Raw genomic sequence first — 1,689 nt, 5'->3', positions numbered from 1 at the left:
ACTTATGCTCCTGGGACTTATACTGTAACGGCAACTGCTCCTAACGGAAACGCTGATGGATTTTGTACGGCAACTACATCGGTAGAAATTACTCAACCTGTCGTTGCTGTTTCTGTTAGCGGAATAGCTACCAATGCAACTTGCAATGAAGGATCTGATGGTTCTATCGCCGTAACTAATAGTGCAGGTGCTACCGTGGTAATCACAAATTCAACTAATCAAGTAGTTTCAAATACCAACTTACCTGCTGGAACATATACCCTTACCGCTACTGCTACTGGTGGAAACCAAGGACAAAATTGTACTGCTACTGCTACGGTAACCATAAATGATGGAGATGGTACACCTCCTGTAATTAGTCAATTACCAAATGAAACAACAATTAATTGCCCTTTAAAACCTGAGTTTGCACAAGCAACTGTAACGGACAATGTCGATATAACTGTTTCTTTGACTTTTGACGATGTAACAGCTCAAGGTCAATGTGTAGGTTCTTATACAGTAACCAGAACCTGGACGGCTGCTGATGCTTGTGGTAATTCTTCAACAAAATCACAAACAATAAACGTTCAAGACAATACTGCTCCTACTTTTACACCACCAGCAAACATCACTCTTAGTAGTGGTGAGAATTGCACAACAAATACTGCCCCATCTGTAACAGGTAGTGTAACAAACATAAATGATACTTGTGATTCTAATCCAACTGTAAGCTATGCTGATACTGATTGTTTTGGAAATTCACCAGATAATGGATCAATAAATGCTGGAAATGGTAATTATTTCCCATTTACCGTTTCAGGTTTTGATGGTTTATCAGCAAGCAGCATTGAAAAAATTGCTTTAGCGTTCGAAACAAATCAAGGAAAAGGAAGAGCTGAATTTACTTTAGTTGCCCCGAACGGCCAAGGAATAATTTTAGTAGGTCCATATTGTGCCGGTGGAGCATGCGATGATACAACATCAAACACAAAAGAATTATACCTACCGGTATTTTATCCAAATAGTTCTAGTTATACACAATGGAACAACAGTAATTTTGTTCAAAATGGTGTTAGTCAAAACTTCACTCCAAACGGAGCAACTACTTCCCCGAATACAATCGTTGGATTAACTTCATATGTAACCAGTTTTGAAAATTTTACTGGAATAATGAATGGTACTTGGTTTATTTATTCAAGAAAACAGGCTAGTGTCAATGGCAGTATAGACTTTAAAAGTGTTTGTTTGACCCCAGCTTCATGTTCTGGAGATAAAATTATTTCTAGAACTTGGACGGTTACCGATGCTTGCGGTAATAAAGCAACCGCTAATCAAACTATCAAAATCGAAGATACTACTGCTCCGACAGCTTCTAATCCTGCTGCAATTACTCTTGATGGTTGCAACGGAACTTTCCCTGCTGCTGATATAGCTGTAGTGACGAATGAAGCAGATGCCTGTTCAACTCCGACCGTTGCTTTTGTTGGTGATGGCGCTCCTGCTTTAGTGGGTTGTATCGAAACGACAATCAGAACATACAGTGTAATGGATGCGTGTGGAAACACAATCAATGTAACTCAAAATTTAATCAGAACGATCGATACTACTGCTCCGACAGCTTCTAATCCTGCTGCAATTACTCTTACTGGTTGCAACGGAACTTTCCCTGCTGCTGATATAGCTGTAGTGACGGATGAAGCGGATGCC

1 pseudogene is annotated in these 1,689 nt (G+C 39.7%); it reads left to right on the top strand.

Features of this window, described 5'->3' with window-relative positions:
• Positions 1–1,689 (top strand): annotated as a pseudogene (locus E0H99_RS17285) (hypothetical protein); the annotation flags it as partial.

It is taken from the genome of Flavobacterium sp. GT3P67 (genome assembly GCF_004349155.1).
GTDB lineage: Bacteria > Bacteroidota > Bacteroidia > Flavobacteriales > Flavobacteriaceae > Flavobacterium > Flavobacterium ranwuense.
Note: the sequence above shows the minus strand (reverse complement) of the source record. Positions and strands in the feature narration are given on the sequence as shown.